Raw genomic sequence first — 23,004 nt, 5'->3', positions numbered from 1 at the left:
CCCTTGGGCGGCGTTGTCAATTGAGGAAACCATGAAACGCATACTGTTGTTTGTTCTGACCAACGTACTGGTCGTCGCCGTGCTGGGCATTATGGCCAGCTTGCTGGGCGTGAATCGCTACCTGACGGCCGGCGGCCTCAACCTGAGCGCCTTGCTGGGTTTCGCCCTCATTATGGGTTTTGGTGGTGCCACCATCTCCTTGCTCATCAGCAAGCCCATGGCCAAGTGGACCACGCCCGGCCTGCGCGTGCTCAATCAGCCGCAAAACGCGGACGAGGCCTGGATTGTGGAAACCGTGCGCAAGCTGTCAGAAAAGGCTGGCGTGGGTATGCCCGAAGTGGCGATATTTGACGGTGACCCCAACGCCTTTGCCACGGGTGCCTTCAAGAACTCGGCCCTGGTGGCTGTTTCTACCGGACTTTTGCGCGGCATGACCCAAGAGGAAATCGAGGCCGTGATTGGCCACGAGATCGCCCACGTGGCCAATGGCGACATGGTCACCATGACCCTGATCCAGGGTGTGATGAATACCTTTGTGGTGTTCCTCAGCCGCGTGATTGGCTATGCGGTGGACAGCTTTCTGCGCAAGGGCGACGACCGCAACTCCGGCCCCGGCATTGGCTACATGATCACCACGGTGGTGCTCGACATCGTGCTGGGCTTTGCCGCTGCCATGGTGGTGGCCTGGTTCTCGCGCCACCGCGAATTCCGTGCCGATGCCGGCTCGGCCCAGCTACTGGGTCGCAAGCAGCCCATGATCAATGCCCTGGCCCGCCTGGGCGGTATGGCGCCAGGCGAATTGCCCAAGAGCGTGGCGGCATTCGGCATTACCGGTGGCATTGGCAAGCTGTTCTCGACCCATCCACCGATTGAAGAACGCATTGCCGCTTTGCAACACCAGCAGGCTTGATTGCGCCTTCAAGGGCGTTCACAAAGGCGCTGCGCCACGGCCTCAGCCACGCGGATGCCGTCTACTGCCGCTGACAGGATGCCGCCGGCATAGCTGGCACCTTCGCCCGCCGGGTACAGACCCCGCGTGTTGCTACTTTGCAAGTCCTCTCCGCGCGGCATCTTCAGGGGTGACGAGGTGCGTGTCTCCACCCCGGTCAACACCGCGTCCGCCATGTCAAAACCCTTGATCTTCTTGCCAAAGACCGGCAGCGCCTCGCGGATGGCCGCAATGGCATAAGCCGGCAGGCTGGGGGCCAGGTCGCCCAGTTTGACGCCTGGCTTGTAAGACGGCTGCACGCTGCCAAACGCGCTGGAAGGGCGTGCGGCAATGAAATCCCCCACCAGTTGGCCCGGCGCCTCGTAACTGCTGCCGCCCAGGGTATAGGCGCACGATTCGAGCTGGCGTTGCAGGGCAATACCCGAGAGCGGATGCGCCGCCTGGGGATCGTGGGCGCGCAACTGTGCGGCTTGCCGCGCGTATAGCGTACCTTTGTCCACGCCAAAGGCCTGGATGAAGTTGGCGGCATCTTGTGGGTAATCAGCTGGGTCAATGGCCACCACAATGCCGGCGTTGGCGTTGCGTTCGGCGCGGGAATACTGGCTCATGCCGTTGGTCACCACGCGCCCCGGCTCGGACGTGGCCGCCACCACCGTGCCGCCAGGGCACATGCAAAAGCTGTACACCGCGCGCCCGTTGGCCGCGTGGTGCACCAGCTTGTAGTCGGCAGCACCCAGCAGCGGGTTGCCGGCGTGTCGCCCCCAGCGGGCGCGGTCAATCACGCTTTGCGGATGCTCAACCCTAAAACCCACCGAAAATGGTTTGGCCTGCATGGCCACACCGCGCTCAAACAGCATGGCAAAGGTGTCGCGGGCGCTGTGGCCCAGCGCCATCACCACCTGGCTGGCGGGTATTTCCGCAACCACACCGTTTGTAGAATTTTCTACCACTAGCCCTCGTAGAATATACGTACCGCGCTCTTCTTTTAGTAGCACATCAATCACCCGCTGCTCAAAGCGCACCTCGCCACCCAGGGCGATGATTTGCGCACGAATGCTCTCCACCACCTTCACCAGCTTGAAGGTGCCAATGTGGGGATGGGCCTCGTACAGGATCTCGGGCGGCGCACCGGCCTTGACAAACTCTTCCATCACCTTGCGGCCCAGAAAACGCGGGTCTTTGATCTGGCTGTAGAGCTTGCCGTCGGAAAACGTGCCGGCGCCGCCCTCGCCAAACTGCACGTTGCTCTCCGGTTTGAGGGTGTTCTTGCGCCACAGGCCCCAGGTGTCTTTGGTGCGCTGGCGTACCGTGGTGCCGCGTTCCAGAACGATAGGGCGGAACCCCATTTGCGCCAACAACAACGCGGCAAACATGCCGCAGGGGCCAAACCCCACCACCACCGGGCGCTCGGTCAGCTTGGCTGGTGCATGGCCCACAGGGTGGTAGGCCATGTCGGGTGTGGGGCCGATGTGGGGGTGCTTTTCAAACTGCTGTAGCAGTGCGGCCTCTTGCTCTGGGGCGGCCAGCGCCAGGTCCACGGTATAGACCACCAGCAACTCGGCCTTGCGGGCGTCAAAGCTGCGCTTGAAAACCTGCAGCGTGGCAATGTACGCCTCGGTAATGCCCAGCGCCTGTGCCGCCAACGCAGTGAGCGCTGCAATGGGGTGGGGCGCGGGTGCCCGGTCTGCGTCAGTTTCGGTGGGGGCGTCAGAGGCGCGACGGGCCTCAACTGGCACGGCAGAGAGTGGGAGTTTGAGTTCGGTGATGCGGATCATGTTGGCAGGCTCGTGTTTATCAAGCAGGGCGCATTTTACGTGGCGGGGCTGACTGGGCCTGCCGCGGGCTTGCCTTGTGGCGCGGCGTCGCCTAGGATGGGGCAGGAGGCCAAGGGCCCCGTGTCTAGGTATGTGAAGGAGACTATTGTGCTGCGATCCATCATGGCGTTGGGGTTGGCCGGACTGCTGCTCGGCGGATGTGCTTCAGTGCGTGTCGTGGAGAGCGAAGTCCAGACGTTTTCAACCCTTGGCGTGCTGCCTGCACAGGCGACGTTCCGCTTTGAACGGCTGCCCTCGCAGCTGGTCCAGAACAAGCGCCAGGACGAGCTGGAGCGTGTTGCCGAGCAGGCCTTGCTTCAGGTTGGCCTGCGCCGTAACGACGCAAATGCCCACTACAACGTGCAACTCGGCGTGCGGGTGGAGCGTGAAGACCGCGTGGACTGGAACGATGCCTGGTGGTATGGCAGGGGATTTCCGGGGCCACGCTTCGGGCACATGAGCCGCTGGCCTTCACCGTGGGTACGTAGCACGTCCTGGTTCCAACGCGAGATCAGCCTGACCCTGCGCGACAACGGGACCGGGCAGGTGGTGTATGAAACACATGCCACCCAGGAAGATGCGTGGAGCGATACCTTGAATCTTCTGCCGGCCATCTTCAGCGCAGCCTTGACTGACTTTCCGGCGGGCACCGAGGGTTCGCGCCAGCGCAAGGTGGAATTGCGGCCCCCGGTACGCTAAGCGCTTCCGTAACCGTTCAGCAGGTTCGCTTGGCAGTGAGAGGATCTCGGGCCTGGGCTGTCTTGCCACCATGATGAGCATCCGAAGGTATTACCATGGTAGTATTTGTGGGCTAAAACACTTCGTCATCGTGCCAAGGAACCCTGCCATGCCCACTCTGTCCGTCAAGCTACCTGAAGAAACCAAGCAGCGCATCCAATCGCTGGCCAAGAGCCAAGGCACCACCGCGCACGCCGTGATGGTCAGTGCCATTGAAGGCGCATTGGAAAAGGAAGAACACCGCAACACCCTTGTGGCAGCGGCTTTGCGCGCACGCAATGGGGTGCTCACGTCCGGGGGGGTATTCGAGGGAAAAAAATTTGGTGACTATCTCAAGGCCAAAGTACGCGGGGGAAAATCCAAGCGCCCCGCCGAAGTGCCGTTCAAGAATTTTATCGGGGGTTCCTGATGGCGCGGTGGGTATTGAGCGAAGCTGCGGCGCAAGATCTGGAAGAGCTGACGGACTTTTTGTTGCAAGAGCTGCCACACGAAGCAGTGCGAACTGTGGACATCATCGTGGATGCCATGGGCATACTGGAGCAGCATCCCCGTATCGGGCGCCCACTGACAAGCGCCTTTCGGGAGCTGGTGATTTCCAGAGGTCGAACGGGTTACCTCGCTGTATATGAATACGATGAGGAAGCCGATTTGGTTTTGGTGCTCGCAGTGCGGCACCAACGCGAACAGGACTACCACTGAGAGGTACTAGCAATGCCAACCCCGCTTTGCAACTATCCACCTCATAACGCGGCCTCAAGCATGGCAAACGCTGGTCAAAAGAAGCCCCGCTGAAAACCTTCACACTTGATGTGGCGTGCAGCCACACGCTTTGACCTCGACTTCCAAGAACTCCGGTTTGCACAGGACTTCTTCGAAATAGGTCGTTCCGGCAGGGTCTACACCCGCAGTCAAATCATCCGGACGGGTGTCCACACGATTCATGCTGTGTTGCCTCTTTCAGATCTGGTCACGCACTAACTATGGCTGGGACATGCGCTTTCATCAGGGGACACCGTATGTGCCTGATTGAATGTTTCTCCACAGGATGAAGTCGTCAATGGCGCTTGCAATATTCTTTGAGCCGGCCAGTGGCAAGGACTTTGAGGACAGTTCTCCAGTGCTGTACTTCAACCTCATTGCGGTAGATCCGCAGGCAGATCTGGCAGGGTCATGTCGGCGGTTCCCGGACAAACGCACCGTGGAAATTCCCGTGACGCATCAATGATGCCGCCGCTGGCGTAGACACCGGCCGGATCGCGCAGCACCGCCATTTTTGAGACGATGTCCCGTACTGCGTAGGGGTCGGACAGCGTTTGTTGCGTCAGTGGCGCTACCACGCTCTCATCGATGCGCAGTTCGCCATCCGTGTCTTGCACCGTTGCATGGCGCCAGTGGTAGATCTCGATGCATTTGCTCGTCAAGGTGTAGTCCTTGCCACGCTGCCAAAAATTGGAGAACAGTCCATTGCCCAGATAGAACACCCATGACCCCTCATAGCCAGAAACATCTGAAGAGTGGGAGTCCGGGTTTTTAAACCACAAGCGGTCACCGGGAACGCAATACCCTGGCGGCAACGGCGCGTCCAAGGAGCCATATTCGTACAAAAACGTGTCGTGGAACGGGCCGGATCTGATGGCCTGTTTCTCGCAGCGACGTTGGATTGAATCCAGAAGGAGCGGGTCGGTGTGCGCAAGCTCCTGGGCAATCGCCAGCAAGTTAACGTACTCGCTCGCCCGGTGGCAAGAGAATGAATACAGTTTGCAAGTGGTGTCAGGTTGGGTGGCCCTTTGCAATGCATCAATCAGGGACCTGCCGCGTAGCACCGTGAAGCCGGTATCCTCGTTGTAAGCCCAGTAATCTGTCGGACGCTCCAATTCGGTCGTGTGGAAGCCCAATTGCGTTCTGCGTGCTGCCTGCACGATATTGCACCGGATGCGCACTGCGGCCATCCATTCTTCGACGTTTGGAAAGGCAAATGCGTGTGGGCCGGCGACCATGGTCACCATAATTTCCCGCTCAAGATCGCGCGGATTGTTGTCGGTGTCCAGCGCTAAAGTCGTGGATAACCCGGTCGTGTCGCTGTTGGGAATCCAGTCATTGCAAAAGGATTGTGCCAGCGCAAACGATACGGCACCGTGCGCACTGTCATGCGTGATGTATCTGTCAAACCCGAGTTGGTCCAGCCACTCGAAAACCTGGTGTTGGGAGGCACCCGTTTCACCATGGATGCGCACCGCTGCCGCGCACGAGATGCCCGTGACGGCGGAATGGGTCATGGTGCGTTGCGAATCATGATAGACCTCAGCACGCAAAGATGTGTCGGCGAAGAAGCTCGCCAACGCATACATTTGTAAAAAATGCAACTTTGCATTTGCCCAAATATACTTCCAATGTGAATGGTGTCGATTCGGGCGCCTGTGTAAAGTTGCGCTGGCAAATCTTTTGTGGGGTATCGGATCCCAAGGCCAGCAGGGACAAGCGCACGAGTAAACAAGCGTGAAACGTGCGCAGATTCGCTATGTCGCCTCAGGCTGGCAAGAACCCCTCAACCGAAAAATAGCGCTCGCCCGTGTCGTAGTTGAATCCCAGCACGGTAGCGCCGGCTGGCAGATCCGGCAGTTTTTGCGCAATCGCAGCCAGCGTCGCCCCAGACGAAATACCGACCAGGATGCCTTCTTGCGCGGCGCAGCGGCGGGCGTATTCACGCGCGGGCTCGGCATCGACCAGGATCACACCGTCGAGCAAACTGGTATCCAGATTCTTGGGGATGAAGCCGGCGCCCAGTCCCTGGATGGGGTGTGGGCCGGGGGCGCCGCCGGAAATGACGGGCGAGCCGGTAGGCTCAACGGCATACACCTTGAGTTGGGGGAACTTGGCCTTTAGAACCCGCGCCACACCGGTCAGGTGCCCGCCGGTGCCCACACCGGTGATGATGGCGTCCAGGCCGTCTGGAAAGTCGGCCAGAATTTCCTGGGCCGTGGTGCGGGCGTGCACATCTGCATTGGCAGGGTTTTCAAACTGCTGCGGAATCCAGGAGCCGGGTGTGGCGGCCTTGAGTTCTTCGGCACGGGCAATGGCGCCCTTCATGCCTTTTTCCTTGGGGGTGAGGTCAAAGCTGGCGCCATAGGCCAGCATTAGGCGGCGCCGTTCGATGGACATGCTGTCGGGCATCACCAAAATCAGCTTGTAACCCTTAACCGCCGCTACCATGGCCAGACCGACGCCGGTGTTGCCCGAGGTGGGCTCGATGATGGTAGCGCCAGGCTTGAGGGCGCCGCTCTTTTCCGCGTCTTCCACCATGGCCAATGCAATGCGGTCCTTGATGGAACCACCGGGGTTGCTGCGCTCGGACTTGATCCACACGTTGTGCGTATTGCCAAACAGGCGGTTGATGCGCACGTGCGGTGTGTTGCCAATGGTCTGGAGGATGTTGCTGGCTTTCATGGTCGGCTCCGGTTGTGGGGAATGGGTTGAACAGGCAAGCCCCCATTCTGGATGAAATGATCTATCGATTTCGGTATAACCATATTCAACCGCCCCAGACCCGCGATAATCGGGGGGTGAAGCCCGCCAGACCACCGCTGGTGCAATTTGGGAAACCAAGCACTGGAGGAACGTCCGGACTGCATAGGGCAGCGTAGCAGCTAACGGCTGTCCACTGACAAGTTGATCGCGCAAGCGAAAGGCCCTAAGGTGAGGATTAGAGCAACAGAGACGAGCCGATTCAGTTCGGGTGAAACGGGCAATCTCTACGCGCAGCAATACCAAGTAGGCACACGTTGACGGGGCCCCCGGAGTGTGCGGGTAGGTAGCATCGAGCCGTTTGGGTGACCAGCGGCCCAGAGTAATGGTGGTCACAGAGGGGGAAACTTCTCTGCACAGAATCCGGCTTATCGGTGGGCTTCACACTTTTTTTGATGTATCGTTGGCTCCATGTTCCCTGTGACATGAGGAGGCACCATGCGACCCCTACTGGAATTACTAAAACGACGCCCGCCCGGTAACTGGAGCCTGCGTCCCAACGACAGCGTGTTCGATGCCCTGAAGACCCTGTCCGACCACAACGTGGGCGCGCTCATGGTTCTGGACGACGGCAAGTTGGTGGGCGTTTTCTCCGAGCGGGACTACACCCGCAAGATCGCACTGGCCGGCAAATCATCCAAAGACACCTTGGTGCGCGACATCATGACGGCGCAAGTGATCACGGTGTCGCCCCAGGTGCGTACCCGGGACAGCCTGGCCTTGATGAGCCAGAAAAATATTCGCCACTTGCCCGTGGTGGATGGCGATACGGTGCTGGGCATGATCTCCATCCGCGACATCATGAACGACATCATTGCCGACCACGAGATGACTATCAGCCATCTCGAACACTACATCACGAGCTAGGCGCCTGCCTGCCTAAAACCGCTCGTTCGCGTCCAAGTAGCGCCACTGCCCCGCCGGCAGGTCACGCAGGGATACCCGGCCCAGACGGATGCGGCGCATGTCCAAAATTTCCAGCTTGGCCCGTTCACACAAATGCGCGATCAGGCCCCGGTGCGCGCCCTTGATGGCAAAGCGTAGCTTGCTGCGTTCGGGTGAGCTGCTGTTGAGGCTGACCTTGGTTAGCGGCAGGTCACGGTCTGCGTCCTGCGTGCGGTTGAGCAGGTGCAGCGCCTGCGCTGACACTTCGCCGGCCACATCGACAATCACCTCATGCTCCATGGAGCCCATGTCGTCGTTCAACTTGCGTGCCACGCGCCAGTCTTGCGTGAACACGATCAGCCCACTGGCGGCGTTCTCCAGCGGCACCATGGCTTCCAGGTGCTTGAAATGGCGCTGCAGCACGCGGATGCCGGACGAATCATTGGCCAGGTGATTGGCGCTGGTGAGTAATGTGCGCGCATCGCTGACCTGATTGCGCCGTGCCGCGCGGTTGAGCTTGGACAGGGATTCTTCGGTGCCGTCCACCCAGTCGGCGGGTTTGTGCAGCAGCAGGGTGATGGAGCCCAGGTCAATCAGGCTGGCGTTGGGGTCAATGGTTACCGTCTGGGTATCCACCCGGAACTGCGGCTCCTCAATAACCGTGCCGTTGACGCGCACCCAGCCACCTTCGATGTACTGCTCGGCCTCGCTGCGAGAACACGGCACCCTGGCCGCCACGCGCTTTGCCAGGCGGTCGCCGGTGTCCAGCAGTGGTTGTGGTTGTGGTTCAGGCTGCGGCGCGGCTGGCGGCTTGGTGCGCAGTGCGGTGATGGGGCGTTTGCGTGGTTTGGCGTTGGGGCGTTTGGTGGGGGCGGGCGTGGCGGCGGCAGAGGCAGTAGGGGTAACCGCCGGGCGCACCACAGGCGCGGGCTTGGGTGGCTTGGGGGGCAGGCGCAAGGTGCCCGGTACGGAAGGTTTTGTCATTGCGGGTACTGTAGTTCAGGCGTGGCGCTTTTATGTATTTTGTGGTGCGTGCGAGCCGCCGAAAAATTGCGCGAGCCGATGGCCTACTGCACGCAAGAATTTGAACAGCACCACCATCAGTAACACGGCCATTGCCAAGGTCAGCGCCAAGGCCACGGCAAATGCAAGCGGATGGCTGGCCGCGAGCCACAGCATGAAGACCACCCAGCCATCCTCCAGCAGCGACACGCCGATATTGGACAAGGGCTCGGGCGAGGTGTTGACGGCGGCCCGCGTCGTCAGCTTGGCCACGTGGCTGGTCGCAGCCAGGCTGCCGCCCAAGAGCGCCGCGATCCAGGTCATGGTCGCGCCGTCTGCGCCCAGTGTTGCGGCGGCCAGCGCGGCTCCGGCCGGGATGCGGATGACGGTGTGCACCACGTCCCACAGTGAGTCAACCAATGGAATTTTGTCGGCAAAAAACTCCACACAGCACATAAAGCCACTCGCTGCCAGCATGCCGGGGTGCTGCAGCACATGCAGCCCTTGCGGCAGATCCACCCAACCCAGGTAGCCGGCAGCGCCCACCAGAAACACCGCTGCGTACAGCCGCAGACCACTGGCCCAGCCCAAGGCCGCTGCCAGGGCCAGCAACTGGGGGGTATCCATGAGTTGGTTAAAACTTGGCACGATTCAAGCAGGGCGACCCTGTATGCGCTCCAGATGCGCCAGCAGCGAGCGCTTGGCCACTGGCCACGCGCGCGGCGGCACATCATCGTAGGCCAGGGGCAGCCAATCGTCCACCGTGCCGTTGGGGTGGGCGGCCACCACGGCCGCGATCTTGGCCTCGCGTTTCAGGCGGTGGGCCTTCAGATGCGTGATGGCCCCACAGGCCGCCGCCTGCGAGCCACCCAACACGTGGCCGTGCGCGGGCAGGATGAACTGCACGTCGTGCTGCTGGCACAGGGCCAGCAGGGTGTCCAGCGAATCCAGATAGTCGGCCATGTTGCCATCGGGCGGGTCGACCACTGTGGTGCTGCCGTTCAGGATGTGGTCGCCCGAGAACAACAGACCATCTTCCACCAGCAACAGGCAAAGGTGGTTGGCGGCGTGGCCCGGTGTGTGCACCACCTGCAGCGTATGTTTGGATGCAAAATTGACCTCTAGCCCTCGTGGAATCAACGTAAGCAGCTCCTGATTTTGTAGCGTTCTGTCCGGTGTGAATGCGCTGGCGGCACGCGCCGTGGGGGCAGACGGCAGGCCCAAAATGGGCGGTCGCCCGTCACACAGCGCTTTGAGCGGTGCTGCACCGGGCGAATGGTCCGGGTGCGAATGGGTGCAGACAATCATGGCAATGTTGCCACCGCTGCCGTCCGGGTGCAGGGCCGCGCGCCATAAGCGCACCAGGTGGTCGGCGTCGGCCGGGCCGGGGTCGATGGCGATGAAGCCGGTGTGGGCATCACCCACCAGATAGCTGTTGGTGCCGGGCCCCGTCATGAAGCCGGCGTTGGGTGCGGTCAGGCGTTGCACATTGCGCAGCAGATGCACCGGGCGTTCGCATTGCCAGTCTAGCGCGTGGTGCGGTTCCGTGCCGCTGGGGCACATCAGGGCCAGCTCGCCATAGGCCATGTCGTGCTGGAGAAACCGGGCTTGGATGCCACCTTGCAGGCCGGTGCGTTCGGGCTCAGCCGTGGCGGTGGCATCGATCAGAGTGGCTTGGGGGTGCAGTCGTTGATTGGGGCGTACCATGCGCCGGATTGTGCCGCAAGGTCGCACCGACTGCTGGGCATAATCCAGAGCCAAACCACAGGGGGAGAGTGCATGGCCATCACCGCGACCCGGTACCCGCGCAGGAGTCGGCAAGCCGTATTGCTGGTCGTGCTGCTGGGGCACGGCGTTTTTCTGAGCGTGCTGGCCTACTATGCCAACCCCTACCGTGCAGCCGAACACGATCGCGCACAGCCTCGACCCGATGCCGCGCTGGCCACCACCCTGCGGCTGGTGGTGAATTTGCTGCCACTTGTTTCCGGTGCGGTGCCACGCACTGCTACGCAGGAGCCCGCGCGCCGTGTTCCCGGCAGTGACGCGCGCATACCCGACGCGCCGGCGCCACCCAGCCTTGCGGTCTGGGTACCGGTTCCAGCCGGTGAGGCCCCTCCTGCGCCCATTGCCGGCAAATCACTTGCCAGCGAACCGCTTGCCGCCGCCAGTAGCCCCGCCGTGCGGATTGACACTCAGGCCCTCCAAAGAGCCCTGGCCGATGCCGAGAAAGGCACCTTCCGCGGACTAGCCAAAGACGCTGGCCGACTGGACGAGATTGACCCTGTGCGTACCAATCCATTGCACAAGGCGATGGCCGCCGCCGCAGTGTCCACCTTGCGGGAGGACGTCTTGGCCCGCGTCGCCAAAGACAACGAATGCAAGCAGGAGCTAGGCCTGAGCGGTGTTGGCGAGATGAACCGCGACAACAACCGCGACACCTTCATGAGCACCTACATCGGTGCAGGCAAAAAATGCAAAGTAGGCGGGTCGCAGTAGACCGATAATCCACGCCATGCGACTACCATTCACCAAAATGCAGGGCGCCGGCAACGACTTTGTTGTGCTGGATGAGACGCGGGGGCGCCTGGGCCTCACGGCGGCCCACTACCGCTTGCTGGGTGATCGCCACTTTGGCGTGGGGCTGACCAGATCCTCACGGTGCGGCCCTCACCCGCCGAGGGCATCGATTTTGAATACCTGATCCATAACGCCGACGGCGCCGAGGTCGAACAATGTGGCAACGGTTCGCGCTGCTTTGCCCGCTTTGTGCGCGACCAGGGCCTCACCGACAAAGACGTGATCCGGGTGCAGACCATGAAGGGCGTGATCGAGCCGCGCCTGACTGCGGATGGCCGCGTCACCGTCAACATGGGCGCGCCGGTATTTGCGCTGGAGCAGATTCCGTTTGATGCCGCTGGTTTAACGCTGCAACCACAAGGTGCATGGGGAAATTGGCCTCTAGCCCTCGTCGAATCTACACATGCAGCTCCTGTTTTGGTAGCGCCCGTGTCCATGGGCAACCCGCATGCGGTGCTGCAAGTGGACAGTGTGGACACCGCTGCCGTGGCCACCTTAGGCCCGCTGGTGCAGGCCAGCCCCCGTTTTCCGCAAGGGGTGAATGTGGGCTTTATGCAGGTGGTTGACCGCACCCATATCCGCCTGCGGGTGGTTGAGCGCGGCGTGGGCGAGACACTGGCCTGTGGCACCGGAGCCTGTGCGGCCGTGGTGGCGGGCATTCGGCTCGGTCTGCTCGATGCCACCGTGGCCGTGCAGACGCGCGGCGGAGACCTGAGCATTGCCTGGGCCGGCTTGGGCGAACCTGTCATGATGACCGGCCCGGCCACCACCGTTTTCCAGGGTGAAATTGAACTTCCAGACAACCTATGAACAACGCCATCAACAACCCCATCACCGAAGACGATATCGCCAACTACCTGGCGAACACGCCCGATTTCTTTCAGCGCCATGCCGAACTGCTGGCCGCCGTGCAGTTCACCAGCCCGCACAGCAACCGCGCCGTGGGCTTGCAAGAGCGCCAGGCCGAAATGCTGCGCGAAAAAATCAAGTCGCTGGAGCAGCGCATCATGGAAATGATCCGTCACGGCAGCGACAACGTGATGCTGTCCGACAGAATCCTGCGCTGGGCGCGCAGCCTGATCATGGTGAGTGACTTTTATGCCATGCCGGGTGTGATTGAGCAGGACATCCAGACCCAGTTTTCCGTGCCACAGGTGGGCCTGCGTTTGTGGGGCGTGGCCACCGAGTACTCCGGTCTGACCGCGGCTGCCGAGGTTAGCGAGGATGCCCGGGTGTTTGCCTCGTCCCTGATGGAACCGTTTTGCGGCCTGAACACCGGCTTTGAGGCGGTGACCTGGCTGGAAGACCCTTCCACTGTGACCTCGCTGGCCCTGATTCCCCTGCGCGGTGGAGCACCCGCCAGCCCGGCCTTTGGCCTGCTGGTACTGGCCTCGCCGGACCCGCAGCGCTTTCACAGCGGCATGGGCACCGACTTTTTGGCCCGCATTGGCGAGCTGGTCAGCGCCGCACTGTCCCGCCTGAAGTAGGCCCACTGCGGTAAGCGCTGCATGAACGCCGCCGGGCCGCCAATCGCAGGGCTTGTCCCGCAGGATGGGGCGCTGGTGGAACGCTACCTTGAATACGTGCGGGTTGAAAAGCGCTTGGCCGCCCGCACGGTGGAGTTGTACGCCCTGGATCTGCAAAAGCTGCGTGACTTTGCCGCCCAGGTGCCAGTGGCCCTGACGGCGGTCCGCAATCCGCATATCCGCCGCTGGGTGGCGTTGATGCATTCCAATGGCCGCAGCGGGCGTGGCATTGCGCTCATCCTGTCGGGCTGGCGCGGTTTCTATACCTGGCTGGGGCGGCAACACCGGGTTCCCAGCAACCCGGTGCAAGACGTGCGTTCGCCCAAGTCCCCCAAACCCCTGCCCAAGGCGCTGGGCGTGGATGATGCGGTGCAGTTTGCCAACTTCCACAGTGCCGACAACCCCTGGCTCGAAGCCCGTGACGCCGCCATGGTGGAGTTGCTCTATGGCAGCGGCCTGCGGGTAGGGGAACTGGTGGGGCTGGACCTGGTGGCCAGCAAAGAGGCCCGGGGCTGGGTTGATATTCCGTCGGCCATGGCCCATGTGCTGGGCAAAGGCGCCAAAGTGCGCGATGTGCCGGTTGGCAGCATGGCGCTGGTTGCGTTGCAAAAGTGGCAGACCTTGCGTGGTGATTGCCCTGAGCAGGCGGCCCTGTTCATTGGGCGCAACGGAACGCGGCTCACGCCCCAGTCGGTCTGGCAGCGCTTGCGCAGCCGCAGCCTGCAGGCCGGCCTGGCAACCCCCGTGCACCCGCACATGCTGCGCCACTCCTTTGCCAGCCATATGCTGCAGTCCAGCAGCGATTTGCGGGCCGTGCAAGAACTGCTGGGCCACGCCAACATCAGCACCACCCAGGTCTACACGCGGCTTGATTTTCAGCACCTGGCCCGGGCCTACGATGCGGCCCACCCAAGGGCCAAGGCGAAAAAGGGGTCGGAGTGACAATAGGGCATGAAAACCATTCGCCTGCGCGCCGGCAAAGAGCGCTCCCTGCAACGCCGCCATCCCTGGATCTTTGAATCGGCCATTGCCAAGGGCGGTGGCGACAGTGGCGAGACCGTGCGGGTGGATTCGGCAGAAGGCCAGTTCCTGGGCTGGGCGGCGTTCAGCCCGCAATCAAAAATCCGAGCCCGGGTCTGGAGTTTTGATGAGAGTCAGCGCATTGATGCTTCGTTTTTTATAGCTGCCTGTGTAGCTTCAACGAGGGCTAGAGCACGATTTGACATACAAAGTGATGGCTGCAGGCTGGTCCATGGCGAGTCCGATGGTCTGCCGGGCCTGATCGTGGACCGCTACGGCGACACTATGGTGGCGCAGTTCACCTCGGCCGGTGTGGAGAAGTGGAAAGACGTAATTGCCGATGCGCTCCTGGCCGCCACCGGCCTAACCAAGCTCTACGAGCGCTCAGACGCCAGCAGCCGTGCCTTGGAAGGCCTACCCGAGGTGACCGGCTGGTTGCGCGGCGAGGGCCCCACCGATCTGGTGCTGCGCGAGCACGACTGGAAGCTGGCCCTCTCCATTGCCGACGGCCACAAGACCGGCTTCTACCTGGATCAGCGCGACAGCCGCAAGAAGTTTGCCGATTTCACGCGCCGCCTGCAGTTTCAGCGGGTGCTCAATTGCTACTGCTACACCGGGGGTTTTACGGTGGCGGCGCTCGCGGGTGGTGCGGCGCACGTCACGTCGATCGACTCATCCGGGCCGGCCATTGAAAAAGCGGCAGCCAATGTGGCCCTGAACGGCTTTGACGCAGCACGCACCACGTTCATGGATGCCGACGTCAATGCCTCTCTGCGCCGCTTTCTGGACCAGGGGCAAACCTTTGACGCCATCGTGCTGGACCCGCCCAAATTTGCCCCCACCGTGGCGCACGCCGAACGCGCGGCGCGGGCCTACAAAGACATCAACCGGCCTGGCGCTCAAGCTGCTGGAGCCGGGCGGCGTGTTGTTCACCTATTCCTGCTCGGGCGGCATCAGTGCCGATCTGTTCCACAAAATCGTGGCCGGGGCGGGTTCGGACGCCGGGGTCGATGGTTTCATTACCGATCGCATGGGCGGCGCGCCCGACCATCCCATGACCATTGCGTTCCCCGAGGGGGAATACCTCAAAGGCCTTGTGGTGATGCGTAAGTGAAGCGCCTTGAAATGGCCAGTACACTCCCCACCTGCTGATTTTTGGATTGACCCATGAGTTTGATTCCCGCGACCATCCTGACCGGCTTTCTGGGCTCGGGCAAAACCACGCTGCTCAAGCGCGTGCTGGCCGAAGCGCATGGCCAAAAAATCGCCGTCATTGAAAACGAGTTTGGCGAAGAGAACATCGACAGCGACATTCTGGTGAGTGACACCAACGAGCAAATCATCCAGATGAGCAACGGCTGCATCTGCTGCACCATCCGCGAAGACCTGCGCGCTACGCTCTGCGACCTGGCCGAGAAAAAGCGCAAGGGCGAGTTGGACTTCGATCGCGTGGTAATTGAGACCACCGGCGTTGCCGACCCAGGCCCGGTGGCACAAACCTTTTTCATGGACGACGAGATTGCGGAGTCCTATTTACTGGACTCCATCTTGACGCTGGTGGATGCCAAGCACGCCCAAACCCAGCTCGACGACCGTCAAGAGGCGCGCCGGCAGGTGGGCTTTGCCGACCAGATTTTCATCAGCAAGACCGATCTGGTGTCCAAAGAAGAAACGGCCGATCTGATGCAACGGCTCAAGCACATGAACCCGCGCGCACCGCAAAAGGCGGTGCACTTTGGCGAGGTGGCCTTGAGTGAGGTGTTTGACCTGCGCGGTTTTAACCTGAATGCCAAGCTGGATATCGATCCCGACTTTTTGAAGGAGGACGACCACGACCACCATGCGGGGCATGACCACGCCCCCGGCGAGGCCTGCAACCATCCGGCCCATGCACATGGCGGTGGCCACCACCATCACCACGACGATGACGTCAAGAGCTTTGTCTTTAAATCTGACCGGGCGTTTGATCCGGCCAAGCTGGAAGACTTTCTGAGCGCTATCGTCAATATTTATGGCCCACGCATGCTGCGCTATAAAGGGGTGTTGTATATGGAGGGTACGGACCGCAAGGTCATCTTCCAGGGCGTGCACCAATTAATGGGTAGCGATCTGGGGCCACAATGGGCCGAAGGTGAGCCCAGAGGCAGCAAAATGGTCTTTATCGGCATTGATTTGCCAAAGGATATTTTGTTGCAGGGAATGGAGCAGTCATTGGTGTAGTCTGCTGGTGTTGGCAGTTCGTGCTGTGTATCCGTGTTTTTAGTGTATTTTCCGAATTGAAAGTCAAATGATTGTCTCGATTTTGCAACTGATGGGATTTCCAGTGGGGAAGCCTGTACACTCGCGCGCCGTAGAAGCCCCGCCGGCGCCGTCTTCCAAGATTCGCAGCGGAACTGTGAGAACCACCGACCATGAGCAGATCCTTTCTGCCAGGAGACAAGCAGTGAAAGCTAAACCGGGAAAAAGCAGCCAGGCCAAAGTGGCCCCAACCAAAGCGGCAGCCAGCAGCCAGCCCAAGGGCAAGTTGGCAGCCCAATCTGTCGCTGCGGTGACCAAACCGGTCGCCAAATCGGCCAAGCCGGTCGCCAAGACCACCGTTGCGAGTAAGGCAACTGCCAAGGTTGCATCCAAGCCTGCCCCCAAATCGGCTGCTAAAGCGCCAGTCAAAACCGTGAGCAGGGTTGCTGTGGCCAAGACCGCAAAGCCCATAATCAAGCCCGCCGCTAAACTTGCCTCCAAGCCGACTGCTAAAGCGCCGGTCAAACCGGTGGCCAAGGTTGTTGTGGCAAAGCCGGGCAAACCGGCAGTCAAGGCTACAGTGGTCAAACCGTTAGTGCGAGCTGCGAAGGCATCTGCCAAGGCGATTTCCGCCGCTGTTTCATCCAAAACTAAAACCCCGCTGGTTGCTCCTCCTGTAGAAAAAATGACCCCTGTTCCCGTTGCTCCCATTGCCGTGCCCGCCAAGGCTGGTCGTCCCTCTTCCAGACTCGCGCAATTGACCGTACCGTCCATCGCCCAAAGCGTTGCGTCCACGGCGGCCAAGGCCAGTTATGCGCCCTCGGCGCCGACCACTTTCATCGTGCCCGCGTTGCCCTCGTCGGTCAAGAAAGATGCCAAATTGGCCAATAACTGGAAGACCAAGGAACCCGGCGAGTTGTCCGATGCCGAGTTGATGGCCATGCCCGACTCCGAGTACATGAATTCCGTGCAGTTGGCCGCCTTCCGTTTGAAACTGACGACGCTCAAACTGGACATTCTCAATAGCGCCGGCGAAACCACCGAGCATTTGCGTGAAGACACCTCGGTTGTCCCCGATCCGGCGGACCGGGCCACCATTGAGGAAGAGCATGCATTGGAACTGCGCACCCGTGATCGTGAGCGCAAATTGCTCAAAAAGATCGAGCAATCCATCGTCCGAATCGATGCCGGAGACTATGGCTATTGCGACGAAACTGGTGAGGCCATCGGCGTTGGCCGCCTGCTGGCCCGCCCCACGGCTACGTTGTCGCTGGAAGCCCAGCAGCGCCGCGAGCTCAAGCAGAAAATGTTCGGGGATTAAGGTTTCTGATTTGAATTTCCAACACGTTCGGTAAACTGCGCTTATGGCCACCAAAAGCGATCGCCCCGGATTGTTGTCCAAGATGGCGATGTTCGTTCGCAATCCGACCAAAGATTGGGCGGAGTTGGAGCGTGTCCAGCCGGACCAGGATAGTGGCTATGACAAGCAGGTGCTCAAGCAGATGATTGAGCGCAAGCGACAGAACGATTTCATCCGCAAACGTGAATTTGACCAGCTGCGCAAGTTGCGCAGCCGTGGTGTCACTGCGGTAGCGGGAATGGGCCGCCCGTCTGTTTTTCAGTCCAGCATGGCGACCGATCCGGATGGGCGGGCAGTCACGTTGAAGAAGATTGACGAGATCGAAGCCCAGATGTCCAAGCAGTGGTGGAAGGGTAAGCAAGACGCTGCCAATGCGCAGGGCACAGGTTTACCGATGGCGGCGCAACCACCCAACCCCGAAGCGGTTAGGGCGCGGGCGATGGCACCCACGGTTCCGGCATCCCTGGAAGAGGCAGATGCCTTGGGTTCGTCAACCGGTCTGGACATGCTGAGCACCGCATCTGCGTCTGAGGCGGCAGAATTTTTAGCTACTGAAATGGGTAACGGCATGGAGATGCCACCGTCCACCAAAACCAATAAAGGTCGTGGCGGCGCGGGTGCAGTGGCCAACATGGGCGCATTGGCCCAGAATTACGACGGCACAGAGGTGGGCTTTTCAACCTCCAAACTGTTTGCCATTGATGTCGAGGACATGGCCTCTGACCCCGAGCTGGAGGAAGCTGCCATTCGATTCGCCAATGGTGACGATGAAGGCGCGGAGAGCGGTTTGCTGGAAGCTTTGCGTGGTGGTGCCGTCGCACCGGAGGTATCCAGTTCATGGGCAGCTGCTCTGCTGGATTTTTACCGCGCTACGCGCAACCAAGAGCGCTTCAATCAGGCGGTGGTAGAGTTTTCCTACTGCTTTGAGACCGTTGCACCCCAGTGGGCGGCCATTGGCGAGGAGCCGGAGCCGATGCTGGCTACGGTGCTGCCGCAGGCGCCCACGGTAACCCCCAGCGTCGCTGCGCGCAACAACTATGCAGAAGGCGCCATTTGGTGCAGCCCGCCTGAGCTCAATTCCATGGCCATGGAGGCACTGCGGGACGCCATGGCATCCAACCCTCCGCCATGGCATCTAGACTGGTCGCAGTTGGTCCGTATTGATGAAGATGCCATGCCCCTGATGGCCGGCCTGTTCAGTAGCCTGTGCAATGAGCCCGTATCCCTGCGTTTCAGTGGCGCCGAGCGTTTGGTTGATACCTTGCGGACCCTGATGCCTTCGGGCGATCAAAGTGTGAATCCCGACTGGTGGACCATGCGTTTGAATGCGTTGCGGACCCTGAATTTGCTGGACGACTTTGAACTGGCCGCACTGGACTACTGCGTCACCTATGAAGTGTCGCCCCCACCCTGGCAGGAAGCGCGGTGTCAATACCAAAGTGTGGAGTCCCTGGAGGTGCCTTCTGTGGTCAGCCCTTCGGTGCGCGTGGAGTCTGCCTCTGCCTGGGGTTCCGATTTTAGCCAGATGGCGACGGCACCCCTTGGACTGGATGGCTCTGCGGCCGTCAAGCTCGACCTCAAAGGGGAAGTGTTGGGCGATGCCACCCATGCCCTTGATGGGTTTGACACTGCGGCCCGCAGTGGTGACGGCATCGTGGTGTCCTGTCGTGGTCTGATTCGCGTAGATTTCTCGGCCGCCGGCAGCATCCTCAACTGGGTTGCCATGCGCCAGGCTGAAGGCTGCCGCGTTCAGTTCCGCGATGTGCACCGCCTGGTGGCCGCATTTTTTAATGTCATTGGCATCAACGAGCATGCCCGGGTCGTTCCACGCCCTATCTAGGAATCCATGGAATCATTTCACGGCACCACCATCATCAGCGTGCGTCGCAAAACCCCACAGGGCGACTTGGTGGCCATCGGTGGCGACGGACAGGTTACTTTGGGCAACATCGTCATCAAAGGTACGGCGCGCAAGGTGCGCAAACTCCACCATGGCAAGGTTCTGGCGGGTTTTGCCGGCGCCACAGCGGACGCCTTCACGCTATTTGAGCGTTTTGAAGCCAAGCTGGAAAAACACCAGGGTCACCTGACACGGGCCGCCATTGAGCTCACCAAGGACTGGCGCACTGACCGCGTGTTGCGTCGCCTCGAAGCCATGTTGGCCGTAGCCGACAAGGAGTCATCCCTGATCATTACGGGCAACGGCGATGTGCTGGAGCCCGAGAACGGCATCGTCACCATTGGGTCAGGTGGGGCGTATGCCCAGGCCGCCGCCATGGCCCTGCTGAATCACACCGAACTGTCTGCCGCAGATATCGTGAAGCGCTCACTCGAAATCGCCGGTGAGTTGTGTATCTACACCAATATGCAACACACGATTGAGACCCTGTGACATGATTCCGCAAGACATTGTTTTAGAACTCGACAAGCACATCGTGGGCCAGACCCAGGCCAAGCGGGCCGTGGCCATTGCCCTGCGCAACCGCTGGCGCCGTCAGCAGGTGGAAGGCGATCTGCGCCATGAGATCACGCCCAAGAACATCCTCATGATCGGCCCCACGGGCGTGGGCAAGACCGAAATTGCCCGCCGACTGGCGCGCCTGGCGGACGCCCCTTTTATCAAGGTTGAAGCTACCAAGTTCACGGAAGTGGGCTACGTGGGCAAGGATGTCGACTCCATCATCCGCGACTTGGCCGATATTGCAGTCAAGCAGACCCGCGAAACTGAAAAGCGCAAGGTGCGTGCGCGCGCCGAAGATGCGGCCGAAGAGCGCATTTTGGATATTTTGATTCCGCAGGCGCGTACTGAAGTGTCCGCCACCCCCCCGCGTGAGGTACCAGAAAGCACAGCACGCCAGGTGTTTCGTAAAAAGCTGCGCGAAGGCCAACTGGCAGACCGCGAAATCGAAATTGACGTGGCCCAACCCGCCCCCAATTGGAAGTCATGGGCCCCGCCGGCATGGAAGAAATGACCGAGCAGTTGCGCGGCATGTTTGGTCAAATGGGGCAGACCAAGCGCCAGATGCGCAAGCTCAAAATCAGCGAGGCCCACAAGCTGCTGATGGATGAAGAGGCTGCCAAGCTGGTCAATGAGGAAGACATCAAGACCCAGGCCATACACATGCTGGAGCAAAACGGCATTGTCTTCATTGATGAAATCGACAAGGTGACCTCTCGCAGCGAAGGCAGTGGTGCCGAAGTCTCGCGCCAGGGTGTGCAGCGCGACCTGTTGCCCCTGGTGGAAGGCACTACCGTGTCCACCAAATACGGCGTGGTCAAGACCGACCACATCCTGTTTGTGGCGTCCGGCGCTTTCCATCTGAGCAAACCCAGCGACCTGATTCCCGAGCTGCAAGGGCGTTTTCCCATCCGTGTGGAACTGCAATCGTTGTCAGTCAAAGACTTCGAGGCCATTTTGGTGCAGACCCACGCGTCCCTGGTCAAGCAATACCAGGCGTTGTTGGCCACCGAGCAGGTTGCGCTGGACTTCACCGCAGAAGGCATTACGCGTCTGGCGCAAATTGCCTTCGATGTGAACGAGCGCACCGAAAACATTGGTGCGCGTCGGCTGGCTACCGTCATGGAACGGTTGTTGGATGATGTCAGTTTTGACGCGCCCGCCATGGCAGGTCAGGCGGTGTGCATCGATGCCGCCTATGTAGACGCGCGTTTGGGCGAACTCAGCCAAGACGAAGACCTCTCCCGTTACATTTTGTAAGCGCATCCAAGAGCATGTGCGGTGTGCGCTTCAAGCGTTACTTTCACTGCCTGCGCTAAGTCCTTCATTTAGAACGATTTTTGCTATATTGATAGCTTCAAATGTCGCTCTAAGTCCTTGATTTCATTGGAAAAAATTCACGTAAGCCCTCTTGCAAGATTGACTTTTGCTGATACAGTGCAAAAAAGTGCAATTTAGTGGTGAAAAGTGTCGCTAAGTGCGACTTTTTACGTCGTCATGCAAAAAAGGTGGTTTTCTGGTGTTTCAAGGGGCTTCATCTCTCAGTCTGGATGCAAAGGGTCGGCTTAGTGTGCCAACCCGGCACCGTGACGTCCTGAGCGCAACCGCCGCGGGCCAACTCACCATCACCAAGCATCCTCATGGATGCCTCATGGTATTTCCTCGCCCCGAGTGGGAGAAGTTTCGCGACCGCATTGCTGCATTGCCCATGTCGGCTCAATGGTGGAAGCGCATCTTCCTGGGCAACGCCATGGATGTGGAAATGGATGCCACCGGCCGTGTGCTGGTGTCGCCCGAGCTGCGTGAATCTGCTGGCATTGCCAAGGACACCATGTTGTTGGGCATGGGCAATCACTTTGAGTTGTGGGACAAGGCAACCTACGACGCCCAAGAGGCCAAGGCCATGCAGGGTGAGATGCCAGATGTCTTCAAGGACTTTTCCTTTTAAGGATCGGCAGTGGAAGCTCCTTGGACCCACGCCACCGTATTGTTGAACGAGGCAGTGGATGCGTTGTTCGGCAATGACTCGGACCCTGATAGCGCGCAGGCGGATGGCACCTACGTGGACGCTACCTTCGGGCGCGGCGGTCATTCCCGCCTAATTCTGTCGCATCTGTCGCCCGTGGGGCGGTTGATCGCCTTTGACCGAGACCCGGAAGCGGTAGCCCAGGCCAACGCCATTACAGACGAACGATTTTCCATTCGGCATGAAAGTTTTTCGCATTTGGCGGACCTCGCAGGTGCCAGCGTGGACGGGGTTCTGATGGACCTGGGCGTGAGCTCGCCACAAATCGACAACCCGATGCGGGGCTTCAGCTTCCGTTTTGAAGGACCGCTGGACATGCGCATGGACACCACGCGTGGCGAGAGTGTGGCCCAGTGGCTGGAAACAGCTGATACCAATCAAATCGCGGAGGTGATACGTGACTATGGTGAAGAACGGTTTGCTGGCCCCATTGCAAAGGCGATTGTTGCTCGCCGACAGGAACGGGGCCCAATTTCAACCACCACCGAACTGGCCCAACTCGTGGCTGACACGGTCAAAACCCGCGAGCCGGGCCAGAACCCTGCAACGCGCACATTTCAGGCTTTTCGGATTTTCATCAACGCCGAGCTTGAGGAGTTGCAACAAGCGCTAGAAGCCTGTCTGCATGTGCTCAAACCAGGTGGACGTCTGGCGGTGATCAGCTTCCACTCGCTGGAAGATCGCATCGTCAAACAATTTATTGCGCAGCATGCGCGCGATGTTTATGACCGCCGCGCGCCCTTTGCTGCGCCCAAGGTCATGAAACTCAAGGCCCTGGACCGCATCAAGCCAACGGCAGACGAGGTGGCAGCCAACGCCCGCTCGCGCAGCGCCATCATGCGCGTGGCGCAGAGGACCACAGCGTGAACGCCCGGCGTCCGGGCTTCTC

At 60.4% G+C, this 23,004-nt stretch carries 21 protein-coding genes, 1 other RNA gene and 4 pseudogenes; 18 read left to right on the top strand and 8 right to left on the bottom strand.

Annotated elements, in window-relative coordinates:
• Nucleotides 1–31: 31 nt before the first annotated feature.
• Nucleotides 32–910 carry a protease HtpX gene (gene htpX / locus IPI80_RS01915; protein WP_413856617.1) on the top strand — a complete coding sequence of 293 codons (879 nt, stop codon included), beginning with the start codon at nucleotides 32–34 and terminating at the stop codon, nucleotides 908–910.
• An 8-nt stretch (nucleotides 911–918) separates the two neighbouring features.
• Here the strand turns inward: htpX and IPI80_RS01910 are convergent, their stop codons facing one another.
• A complete protein-coding gene (locus tag IPI80_RS01910) occupies nucleotides 919–2,724 on the bottom strand; it encodes an NAD(P)/FAD-dependent oxidoreductase (RefSeq protein WP_413856615.1) in 1,806 nt (601 codons plus the stop codon).
• 147 nt (nucleotides 2,725–2,871) lie between these two features.
• Here IPI80_RS01910 and IPI80_RS01905 point away from each other — a divergent pair, with 147 nt between their 5' ends.
• From IPI80_RS01905 to IPI80_RS01895, 3 genes are all read left to right on the top strand, one after another.
• On the top strand, nucleotides 2,872–3,462 hold the full coding sequence (locus tag IPI80_RS01905) for a DUF4136 domain-containing protein (RefSeq protein WP_413856613.1): 591 nt from the start codon (nucleotides 2,872–2,874) through the stop codon (nucleotides 3,460–3,462).
• Nucleotides 3,463–3,610: 148 nt separating this feature from the next.
• Nucleotides 3,611–3,910 (top strand): CopG family ribbon-helix-helix protein, encoded by a 300-nt coding sequence (locus IPI80_RS01900; protein WP_413856611.1) that lies wholly within the window; start codon nucleotides 3,611–3,613, stop codon nucleotides 3,908–3,910.
• A complete protein-coding gene (locus IPI80_RS01895) occupies nucleotides 3,910–4,200 on the top strand; it encodes a type II toxin-antitoxin system RelE/ParE family toxin (protein WP_413856609.1) in 291 nt (96 codons plus the stop codon). Before IPI80_RS01900 ends, IPI80_RS01895 begins: the two co-directional genes overlap by 1 nt.
• 99 nt (nucleotides 4,201–4,299) lie before the next feature.
• Here IPI80_RS01895 and IPI80_RS01890 read toward each other — a convergent pair whose 3' ends face one another.
• The 3 genes from IPI80_RS01890 to cysK form a co-directional block, all read right to left on the bottom strand.
• Nucleotides 4,300–4,443, bottom strand: coding sequence for a hypothetical protein (locus tag IPI80_RS01890; protein ID WP_413856607.1), 144 nt, complete (start codon nucleotides 4,441–4,443; stop codon nucleotides 4,300–4,302).
• Between the two features lie 191 nt (nucleotides 4,444–4,634).
• Nucleotides 4,635–5,777, bottom strand: coding sequence for a hypothetical protein (locus IPI80_RS01885; RefSeq protein WP_413856605.1), 1,143 nt, complete (start codon nucleotides 5,775–5,777; stop codon nucleotides 4,635–4,637).
• Between the two features lie 250 nt (nucleotides 5,778–6,027).
• Nucleotides 6,028–6,945 carry a cysteine synthase A gene (gene cysK / locus IPI80_RS01880; protein WP_413856603.1) on the bottom strand — a complete coding sequence of 306 codons (918 nt, stop codon included), beginning with the start codon at nucleotides 6,943–6,945 and terminating at the stop codon, nucleotides 6,028–6,030.
• 118 nt (nucleotides 6,946–7,063) lie between these two features.
• Here cysK and rnpB point away from each other — a divergent pair.
• Both rnpB and IPI80_RS01870 read left to right on the top strand, forming a co-directional pair.
• An RNA gene (gene rnpB, locus IPI80_RS01875) (RNase P RNA component class A) lies at nucleotides 7,064–7,410 on the top strand.
• A 51-nt stretch (nucleotides 7,411–7,461) separates the two neighbouring features.
• On the top strand, nucleotides 7,462–7,890 hold the full coding sequence (locus IPI80_RS01870; protein ID WP_413856601.1) for a CBS domain-containing protein: 429 nt from the start codon (nucleotides 7,462–7,464) through the stop codon (nucleotides 7,888–7,890).
• A gap of 12 nt (nucleotides 7,891–7,902) precedes the next feature.
• On the opposite strand, the gene IPI80_RS01865 is transcribed toward IPI80_RS01870, so the two are convergent.
• From IPI80_RS01865 to IPI80_RS01855, 3 genes and pseudogenes are all read right to left on the bottom strand, one after another.
• On the bottom strand, nucleotides 7,903–8,892 hold the full coding sequence (locus IPI80_RS01865; protein WP_413856599.1) for an RNA pseudouridine synthase: 990 nt from the start codon (nucleotides 8,890–8,892) through the stop codon (nucleotides 7,903–7,905).
• 30 nt (nucleotides 8,893–8,922) lie between these two features.
• Entirely contained in the window at nucleotides 8,923–9,537 is a 615-nt protein-coding gene (locus IPI80_RS01860; protein WP_413856597.1) for a DUF4126 domain-containing protein, read from the bottom strand.
• A 24-nt stretch (nucleotides 9,538–9,561) separates the two neighbouring features.
• Nucleotides 9,562–10,629, bottom strand: a pseudogene (locus IPI80_RS01855) (MBL fold metallo-hydrolase); the annotation flags it as partial.
• Nucleotides 10,630–10,689: 60 nt separating this feature from the next.
• On the opposite strand from IPI80_RS01855, the gene IPI80_RS01850 reads away from it, so the two are divergent.
• The 6 genes and pseudogenes from IPI80_RS01850 to IPI80_RS01825 all read left to right on the top strand — a co-directional run bounded on the left by IPI80_RS01850 (nucleotide 10,690) and on the right by IPI80_RS01825 (nucleotide 16,253).
• Nucleotides 10,690–11,406 (top strand): hypothetical protein, encoded by a 717-nt coding sequence (locus tag IPI80_RS01850; RefSeq protein WP_413856595.1) that lies wholly within the window; start codon nucleotides 10,690–10,692, stop codon nucleotides 11,404–11,406.
• Between the two features lie 16 nt (nucleotides 11,407–11,422).
• Nucleotides 11,423–12,297 (top strand): annotated as a pseudogene (gene dapF / locus IPI80_RS01845) (diaminopimelate epimerase).
• A complete protein-coding gene (locus IPI80_RS01840; protein ID WP_413856593.1) occupies nucleotides 12,294–12,974 on the top strand; it encodes a DUF484 family protein in 681 nt (226 codons plus the stop codon). Before dapF ends, IPI80_RS01840 begins: the two are co-directional and overlap by 4 nt.
• A gap of 21 nt (nucleotides 12,975–12,995) precedes the next feature.
• The gene (locus IPI80_RS01835; RefSeq protein WP_413856591.1) at nucleotides 12,996–13,955 is read left to right on the top strand and encodes a tyrosine recombinase XerC; all 960 of its coding nucleotides are present in this window, start codon (nucleotides 12,996–12,998) and stop codon (nucleotides 13,953–13,955) included.
• Nucleotides 13,956–13,964: 9 nt separating this feature from the next.
• Nucleotides 13,965–15,147, top strand: a pseudogene (locus IPI80_RS01830) (class I SAM-dependent rRNA methyltransferase).
• 53 nt (nucleotides 15,148–15,200) lie between these two features.
• Nucleotides 15,201–16,253, top strand: a complete 1,053-nt coding sequence (locus tag IPI80_RS01825; RefSeq protein WP_413856589.1) for a CobW family GTP-binding protein — start codon at nucleotides 15,201–15,203, stop codon at nucleotides 16,251–16,253.
• Between the two features lie 63 nt (nucleotides 16,254–16,316).
• Here IPI80_RS01825 and IPI80_RS01820 read toward each other — a convergent pair whose 3' ends face one another.
• Nucleotides 16,317–16,982, bottom strand: a complete 666-nt coding sequence (locus IPI80_RS01820; protein ID WP_413857612.1) for a hypothetical protein — start codon at nucleotides 16,980–16,982, stop codon at nucleotides 16,317–16,319.
• Between IPI80_RS01820 and dksA the strand changes: the two genes are divergently transcribed.
• From dksA to rsmH, 6 genes and pseudogenes are all read left to right on the top strand, one after another.
• Nucleotides 16,867–17,592: an RNA polymerase-binding protein DksA gene (dksA, locus tag IPI80_RS01815; protein ID WP_413857570.1), complete on the top strand. Its 726-nt coding sequence runs from the start codon at nucleotides 16,867–16,869 to the stop codon at nucleotides 17,590–17,592. The two genes, IPI80_RS01820 and dksA, sit on opposite strands and share 116 nt — an antisense overlap.
• Before the next feature lie 43 nt (nucleotides 17,593–17,635).
• Nucleotides 17,636–19,471 carry an STAS domain-containing protein gene (locus tag IPI80_RS01810; protein WP_413856587.1) on the top strand — a complete coding sequence of 612 codons (1,836 nt, stop codon included), beginning with the start codon at nucleotides 17,636–17,638 and terminating at the stop codon, nucleotides 19,469–19,471.
• A 6-nt stretch (nucleotides 19,472–19,477) separates the two neighbouring features.
• Nucleotides 19,478–20,023, top strand: a complete 546-nt coding sequence (gene hslV / locus IPI80_RS01805) for an ATP-dependent protease subunit HslV (RefSeq protein ID WP_413856585.1) — start codon at nucleotides 19,478–19,480, stop codon at nucleotides 20,021–20,023.
• Between the two features lies 1 nt (nucleotide 20,024).
• Nucleotides 20,025–21,349 (top strand): annotated as a pseudogene (hslU, locus tag IPI80_RS01800) (ATP-dependent protease ATPase subunit HslU).
• A gap of 259 nt (nucleotides 21,350–21,608) precedes the next feature.
• A complete protein-coding gene (gene mraZ, locus IPI80_RS01795) occupies nucleotides 21,609–22,037 on the top strand; it encodes a division/cell wall cluster transcriptional repressor MraZ (RefSeq protein ID WP_413856583.1) in 429 nt (142 codons plus the stop codon).
• A gap of 9 nt (nucleotides 22,038–22,046) precedes the next feature.
• Nucleotides 22,047–22,982, top strand: coding sequence for a 16S rRNA (cytosine(1402)-N(4))-methyltransferase RsmH (rsmH, locus tag IPI80_RS01790; protein ID WP_413856581.1), 936 nt, complete (start codon nucleotides 22,047–22,049; stop codon nucleotides 22,980–22,982).
• Nucleotides 22,983–23,004: the final 22 nt, after the last annotated feature.

It is taken from the genome of Candidatus Aalborgicola defluviihabitans, assembly GCF_016705985.1.
GTDB classification, from domain to species: domain Bacteria; phylum Pseudomonadota; class Gammaproteobacteria; order Burkholderiales; family Burkholderiaceae_C; genus Allorhodoferax; species Allorhodoferax defluviihabitans.
The sequence above is the reverse complement of the archived record's forward strand: the minus strand, read 5'-3'. Positions and strand labels throughout refer to the sequence as shown.